Source organism: Ignavibacteria bacterium (assembly GCA_016873775.1).
In the GTDB taxonomy this organism is placed as follows: domain Bacteria; phylum Bacteroidota; class Ignavibacteria; order UBA10030; family F1-140-MAGs086; genus JAGXRH01.
The window spans coordinates 23416-29930 of record VGWC01000027.1 but is presented as its reverse complement, the minus strand read 5'-3'; the positions used below and the strand labels follow the sequence as shown (position 1 = coordinate 29930).

Genomic DNA, 6515 nt, shown 5'->3' with positions numbered 1-6515 from the left:
CAGCAAACGAACCAACCAACAAACCAACGAATGAACGTCATCATTATCGGAACTGCTTATCCGCTTCGCGGAGGAATTGCGCACTACGTGGCGTTGCTTGCAAAATATTTATTGAAAGCAAAGCACAACGTAGAAATCATTTCGTTCAAGCGACAGTATCCGAAAATTTTATTTCCGGGAAAAACGCAAGTCGAAAATGCAACCGACGGTGAAGAATTATTTTCCGTCAAAGCAGAAATGTTGATTGATTCGATTAATCCTTTCAATTGGATATCCGTGGGAAATGAAATTCGAAAACGAAAACCGGATTTAATTTTATTCAAGTATTGGCTTCCGTTTTTTGGACCGAGTTACGGAACAATAGCCGCAATCGCAAAACGCAATAAACACACGCGCGTTATGATGATTTGCGACAACATTCTTCCGCATGAAAAACGTCCCGGCGATACGCTCTTTACAAAATATGCATTTCACTTTGCGGATTCGGCGATTGTGCAATCCGATTCCGTTGAAAAAGATTTGCGAACGCTTTTTCCAAAAATGCCGTACAGAAAAATTCCTCATCCCGTGTATGAAATTTTCGGTACAACGGTCGAACCAAATGTTGCCAGAAAGAAAATCGGAATCGGAGAAAATGAAAACATCATTTTATTTTTTGGATATGTTCGTGCGTATAAAGGATTAGATGTTTTACTGTACGCAATGCAAAAAATTGAAAATGTAAAAACACTTATTGTCGGCGAGTTTTATGATGATGAACAACAGTATCGCTCACTTGCAAAAGAATTGGGCGTGGAAAACAAAGTTCGTTTTGTTTCGGATTATATTGCGAACGATGAAGTGAAGTTTTATTTCTCCGCAAGTGATGCGATTGTTCTTCCGTATAAATCAGCAACACAAAGCGGCATTGCGCAGATTGCATTTAACTTTGATAAACCGGTGATTACAACAAATGTTGGAGGGCTTGCAGAAATTGTTCCCGATGGAAAAGCAGGATTCGTCGTTGAACCAAATAATCCCGAACAACTTGCCGTTGCAATTCAAAAATTCTTTTCGGAGAATAAGAAAGAAGAATTTGCCGCGCAGGTAAAAATAGAAAAGCAAAAATATTTGTGGGAGAATCTTGTAAATGCAATAGAAGAATTGGCTTCGGTTGGAAAAACCGTCGTTTGTGATAAAAGGATATAGCACCCAAAAAATTTGTTGCATTCCTTTTAGAGACAATTTTCTAGTGTGTAGCGTTAGAACACTATGTTATGACATCCTCAAGACCGTAAACGGTCTTGCTGGACGAAAAAAGAATCATCAACGATTCTTTTGGGTTAAATCCCGATGTATCGGGATTTTTTTTTAGCACAACCATTGATGTTTGTGGAAAATTTCTTTCCTACGCAACATCAGTTACTCGTTCAGCAATTCCTTCCACTGTTCTTCCCAAAACCGCGCGTGCTTTTTTTCTTTCTTTTCTCTTGGGGGCGCAAATTGTTTTTCGTTACTTTTCTCAAGCGGAAATTGCTCTCTCTTTTTCCTCTTCCTAAAACGCTCATTCGTTTTTTGTGAAAACTTCTTCTCGTTCTTTTTGCGAGAAAACGGGTGTTCTGCTCTTTCCGCCCCATACCGTTCTTCGCGCTGAAAACGAGAACCAAATCGTTTCTTCCTATTTCGCGTTTCGTACGTTCGTTCTTCCCTCTTTTTTGAAAACGATTCTTCTTTCTTCGGTCGCGGCGCGGCTTTCTCTTCTGTTTTTTTTCGCTCAAACACTACTTCATCTTTTTTCATTCTCGATGGTTGCACATCTGTTGTTTCCAAACGTTCAATCGGAATTTTTCCCGCATCTTTCAACACGATATCTCCTTTGTACGTAAAAAGAATTTGACGGAAAAAATTCATTTCGTTTCCGCTCGCTACCAACGAAATTGCATCACCCTTTTTCCCCGCGCGCGCTGTTCTTCCAACGCGATGCGTGTACGATTCCACGTCCTTCGGAATTTCGTAATTATACACGTGCGAAATATCTTCGATGTGCAATCCGCGCGAAGCAACATCGGTAGCAACAAGAACGGAAAACTTTTTCTGCCGGAATTCATTGGTTACCTTTTCCCGCAACTGCTGCGACATATCGCCGTTCAAACATTTTGCAGGAATATCGTTCGCAACAAGTTGTTTTGCAAGTTTCACCGTTTCGCGTTTTCGGTTGCAAAATACAAGCGCAAGTTCCCGCTCGCGTTTCAGCAAACTGATAAGCAACGGCGTTTTCTTTTCATTCGATGTTTTGTAATACGTTTGATGAAGAAAAAACGGCTGCACTTTGGATTCCAATCGCACGTGTTTCGGGTTCACGAGATATTTCCCGCTGAGTGTTTCAATTTCTTTCGATACCGTTGCGCTGAACATCAATGTTTGCCGTTGCTGCGGTAGATACTGAAGAATTTTTTCGAGGTCTTTGATGAATCCCATATCGAGCATTCTATCCGCCTCGTCCGCAACAAGATATTGAATCGTGTCGAGTTTCAGCGCGCGGCGACGAAGCAAATCAATCAATCTTCCCGGTGTTGCAACAATGATGTTTGCTGATTTCAGTTTGCGGATTTGATTGTTGATGGATGCGCCTCCATACACGGGAACAATTCCGATATGTTTTCCGTGCGAAAATTTGTAAAACTCTTCGGTAATTTGCATACAAAGTTCGCGCGTGGGAACAAGCACCAATGCGCGCATCCCGTCGCGGTGATTTATATGCTCGATAATCGGAATTGCAAAACTCAATGTTTTTCCCGAACCCGTTTCCGATTGCGCAAGCACATCGCGTCCTTCGATGATTGCTGGAATAATTTCTTTTTGAATTGGCGTTGCTATGGTTATTCCGTTCTTTTCCAGAAGCGAAATCATTTGCGAACTCAGTGTAAAGGATTCGGATTTCATAAGAGATGATGTTGTTCGTGAGAAGTGAAAAAAATTTGCAGTAAAAGTATGTATAAATTGTGAAGGAAGTACTATGGGGGAATTCGTAAAAACTTGATTGATATTCCTTTTGGATTTAGAGTTTCAGAATGTTGTTTCCCGATTAGTTATTATGCAGTTTCTTTTTGAGCGTTCGGGTAAAAGCAAATTGGGGGCAACATGCGATTGTTTGTAGGATGCGTTGCAACTCTTTGTATTTTTTTGCGGGGTTTCGTTGTTATTGTCTCTCCACTGTGTAATTCAGTTCCGTTACCCCGCAAGTAAATTGTCGAGTAGTCAATCGGTTTAGTTTTATTTTGTCTTTGATGCCGACAAACAATGGAATTCTTCGTCCAAGATTGGATTAACCAATAGCCAGTATACGTCAATTACGTTCTGATGAATACGTGAATGTGTTGCGGGTTGGGTATTGACGAAGGCGGCAATTGTTGTCTTGTGATGTTAAACATAGTAAGGCGAAATCATTAGATAAACAATAACTCCTGTCAAACATACATACAACCATAAAGGCATTGTCCACCGTGCAATTTTTTTGTGTTGAGGAACTTCCATATTCAGTCCACGTCCGATTGTAATCAATGCAATTGGAACAATGATAGCCGCTAAAAAAATATGTGTCATAAGAATAAAAAAGTAAATGTATCGGATCAGTCCTTGTCCGCCAAATTTTGTAGATGGCGTTGAAAAATGATATAGCAAATACGAAATTAAAAAAACTCCTGTCCAGAACAAAGCCAAAAAAATAAACGTCTTATGTATCTTGATGTTTTTCTGTTTAATTGCAAACAAAGCAATGATTAATGAAATAAATGTCAAACTATTGAGAATAGCATTTAGTAAAGGTAAAAATGAAAAGTCGTAACGTTTCAAAAGGTCGATGTCCGGTAAAAAGAACGCTATTGCAATAAGGGAATTTATTGCAATGGTCAAAGTCCAAATAAGTGGTTTATAGTTTTTGGTTATTGTTCTCATTTCTGTTTGTTGTTTGTTTGTTCCTAAAATGTAATGTCAGAATGTTTTACTGTTCGTCAATGCACCACAAAAGTTGATGCGAAGAAGAATGTTCAATTAACCACTTCACCCGCCATTGAGGCAAACTGCTGTTGGCGGCTGCCCTTCTTGTCATTGTTTGATAACTTTGGTTATGTAGGTCAAGTTGTCAATATTTACTCTAATAAAGTAAACTCCTTTGGATTGTTCAGAAATGTCAATGGATGTGTTCTTTGAAAAACTTTTATATTGTATTTTTCTTCCCGTTATGTCATAAACTTCAATGGTGGAAGGACTGTCTCGATGTGTGTTTACTTTAAATAAATTAGGAGCAGGATTTGGATAAATTGATATTTCGGATTGACTTCCTACAAATTCTACACTAGTCACAGCATAATTAAATTCGTCAGAAAATACTTCACATCCTTCTGGTGAGATATATTTTACTGCGTAGTTTCCGTTTTGTGTCGGTGTGATTATTTGATTGGTTTCACCTTGTAATAAGGTGTCGTTAAAATACCATTGATTACCTTGTTGATAGCTGGATTGTAGTTGATTTCCATTTGCTGTAATAATCGGTTTTTCAAGTTTTATTGGAATCAATTGTTCTATTAAATTTCTGAGTTCAGTATGAGTTGGTTGAATGCTACTTACGTTTTTTCTTACAAATAACACGCAAACAATATTTCTGCAACGGTCAATCCAAGGCGTAAATCCAAATGCTCCTTGACTTCCGAACTGTGTTATTTGTCCGTTGGTTTCTTCTTCTAACCAAACACCATAGCCATATCTGAAATTTTGCCTAAGTGAATCGCCTGAATACGGAGTCCCAATAAGTGGAACACCATTTGTTTGGTCGCTCTGCATCATTTTCACGGTCAATGAATCAACAATCTGATTGTTATTGTGCTTGCCATATTTTAAAAGCATATTCACAACTTTGGCAAAGTCGGGCATTGTAGTCCCCATACCACCCGCAATACGGAAGTTAGTTGTATTACCTAATGCAACATAGTCTGTATTGCTTAAACCCAAAGCAATACCAATTTTTTGTTGAAATAGCGTGTCCCAACGTGTTCCTGTAGCTATTTCTGCCATTCTTCCTGCAACGTGCATACTTACGCCACCATATTGAAAAGCTGTTCCGGGCGCATAAGTGGTCATTGGTGTGCTTGTTCCAATATTATTAACAGCTTGTTCAAGCGTGATACTGTTGTCGGATATATAGGATGATTGTTCTGGCAAACCAGATGTATGGCTCATTAACTGATGCAGCGTCATAATGGGTTTTCCGCTAAAACTCGGTAAATAATTTTGAACGGTGTCAGTTGGAGAAAGATAACCTTCGTCAATAAGTTTCATTAATAATGCCATCGAAGGCAATTTTGAGCCCGAAGCAATTGGTTGATAAGTATTATTATTCCAAGTTCCCCAATATTGTTGGTAGATGATGGTGTCATTACGAATAATTATGAAGCCCGCATTTTGTCCTAATTGTCCTATTGAAGCAATGCTGTCAGTCAAAAGTTGGGTGATAGGGGCTAAGTTTAACTGTGCGTTAACTTGACTCATTGTCAGCAACAAAAAAAATGTTGTGATTATTCTTCTCATATTTATTTTGTTTTTCGTGTCTGTCTTTTTTTAGGGTTGCTGCCAACGTTTTCGGGCTTTGCGTTCGGGCGGGTTTCGGAGCACAAAACTGTCGAGCGGCACAAAGATAATTACTTGCACACACTTTCAAATTATTTGTCAGCCGCCATTTTCGCAAGCCCGATGTTGCCAGCAGTGTTTCTGTCTTGCGTTTCTGTCCACACGGAAATAATTTTTGAATGCGGCAAATGAATCCATCGTGATGAAACAAAACGTCCAATCGTTGCGTTTGTTCTAATGGTTTCAATATTGAGAACTTTGTAAAATTCCCAATAGATAATATTTGTGAACGCCGGCGCTACATGAAAGAGTGCAGCAAGCATATTCCATCGTCTCACATTTTGGCGAATGTTTTCCATATTTATCAAAAATTACTTAAAAAAAACTGCATAAGATTCAAGGGAAAGAAATACAAGATGAAAAACTACGCCTGAATTCCGCATGAATTCTCCATTGTCAATAGTTAAGAAAAAACTCCAATGAATTACATAGACAGTGAGAACAAGAGCATGAAATAGTGCACCGATGCGATTCCATTTTCTGACTCTTTCTTGAAATGAACCTGTCCACAGAACCACTCCAATCAAACCTGCAAGCAAATATGCCTGATACAACCCCACGTGTCCCATCTTGTCGGTCTGAAGAAATTTGTACAATCCGATTCCTTGCATCATTCCGATAGTGCAGTTGATTGCCATTGCAACTCCCATCACGATTAGTAATGTACCGTGAATGCGAAGGATTTTTTTTCTTGTGTTTTCCATAGTTGTTATTTGTTTGTAAATTTTGTTCGCAGTTATTGCTCCACTTATTTTTTGAAATCGTTGTTTGTAAAGTTAAAAGATTGTCCGCCCGAAAACCGCGGTCAAGCCGTGAGGAATTTTCCAGCGAAATTCTCTTGTGGGACTGTCCCC

General features: G+C 39.0%; 6 protein-coding genes and 1 pseudogene. 1 reads left to right on the top strand and 6 read right to left on the bottom strand.

Features of this window, described 5'->3' with window-relative positions; all coding sequences use genetic code 11:
- Positions 1 to 30: 30 nt before the first annotated feature.
- Positions 31 to 1188, top strand: a complete 1158-nt coding sequence (locus tag FJ218_05555; GenBank protein MBM4166365.1) for a glycosyltransferase — start codon at positions 31 to 33, stop codon at positions 1186 to 1188.
- A gap of 213 nt (positions 1189 to 1401) precedes the next feature.
- Here FJ218_05555 and FJ218_05550 read toward each other — a convergent pair whose 3' ends face one another.
- From FJ218_05550 to FJ218_05525, 6 genes and pseudogenes are all read right to left on the bottom strand, one after another.
- Entirely contained in the window at positions 1402 to 2922 is a 1521-nt protein-coding gene (locus FJ218_05550; protein ID MBM4166364.1) for a DEAD/DEAH box helicase, read from the bottom strand.
- A gap of 256 nt (positions 2923 to 3178) precedes the next feature.
- A pseudogene (locus tag FJ218_05545) lies at positions 3179 to 3360 on the bottom strand (dihydrofolate reductase).
- Positions 3361 to 3402: 42 nt separating this feature from the next.
- The gene (locus FJ218_05540) at positions 3403 to 3933 is read right to left on the bottom strand and encodes a DUF420 domain-containing protein (protein ID MBM4166363.1); all 531 of its coding nucleotides are present in this window, start codon (positions 3931 to 3933) and stop codon (positions 3403 to 3405) included.
- Positions 3934 to 4083: 150 nt separating this feature from the next.
- Entirely contained in the window at positions 4084 to 5562 is a 1479-nt protein-coding gene (locus FJ218_05535) for a T9SS type A sorting domain-containing protein (GenBank protein ID MBM4166362.1), read from the bottom strand.
- Positions 5563 to 5693: 131 nt separating this feature from the next.
- Positions 5694 to 5960: a hypothetical protein gene (locus FJ218_05530; protein MBM4166361.1), complete on the bottom strand. Its 267-nt coding sequence runs from the start codon at positions 5958 to 5960 to the stop codon at positions 5694 to 5696.
- 12 nt (positions 5961 to 5972) lie between these two features.
- Complete coding sequence (locus FJ218_05525; protein MBM4166360.1) at positions 5973 to 6365, bottom strand: hypothetical protein; 393 nt, start codon at positions 6363 to 6365, stop codon at positions 5973 to 5975.
- Positions 6366 to 6515 lie beyond the last annotated feature (150 nt).

Coding starts and splice junctions, on each gene's coding strand:
- FJ218_05555 (MBM4166365.1), top strand. CDS start 31: ATGAACGTCATCATTATCGGAACTGCTTATCCGCTTCGCGGAGGAATT.
- FJ218_05550 (MBM4166364.1), bottom strand. CDS start 2,922: ATGAAATCCGAATCCTTTACACTGAGTTCGCAAATGATTTCGCTTCTG.
- FJ218_05530 (MBM4166361.1), bottom strand. CDS start 5,960: ATGGAAAACATTCGCCAAAATGTGAGACGATGGAATATGCTTGCTGCA.
- FJ218_05535 (MBM4166362.1), bottom strand. CDS start 5,562: ATGAGAAGAATAATCACAACATTTTTTTTGTTGCTGACAATGAGTCAA.
- FJ218_05540 (MBM4166363.1), bottom strand. CDS start 3,933: ATGAGAACAATAACCAAAAACTATAAACCACTTATTTGGACTTTGACC.
- FJ218_05525 (MBM4166360.1), bottom strand. CDS start 6,365: ATGGAAAACACAAGAAAAAAAATCCTTCGCATTCACGGTACATTACTA.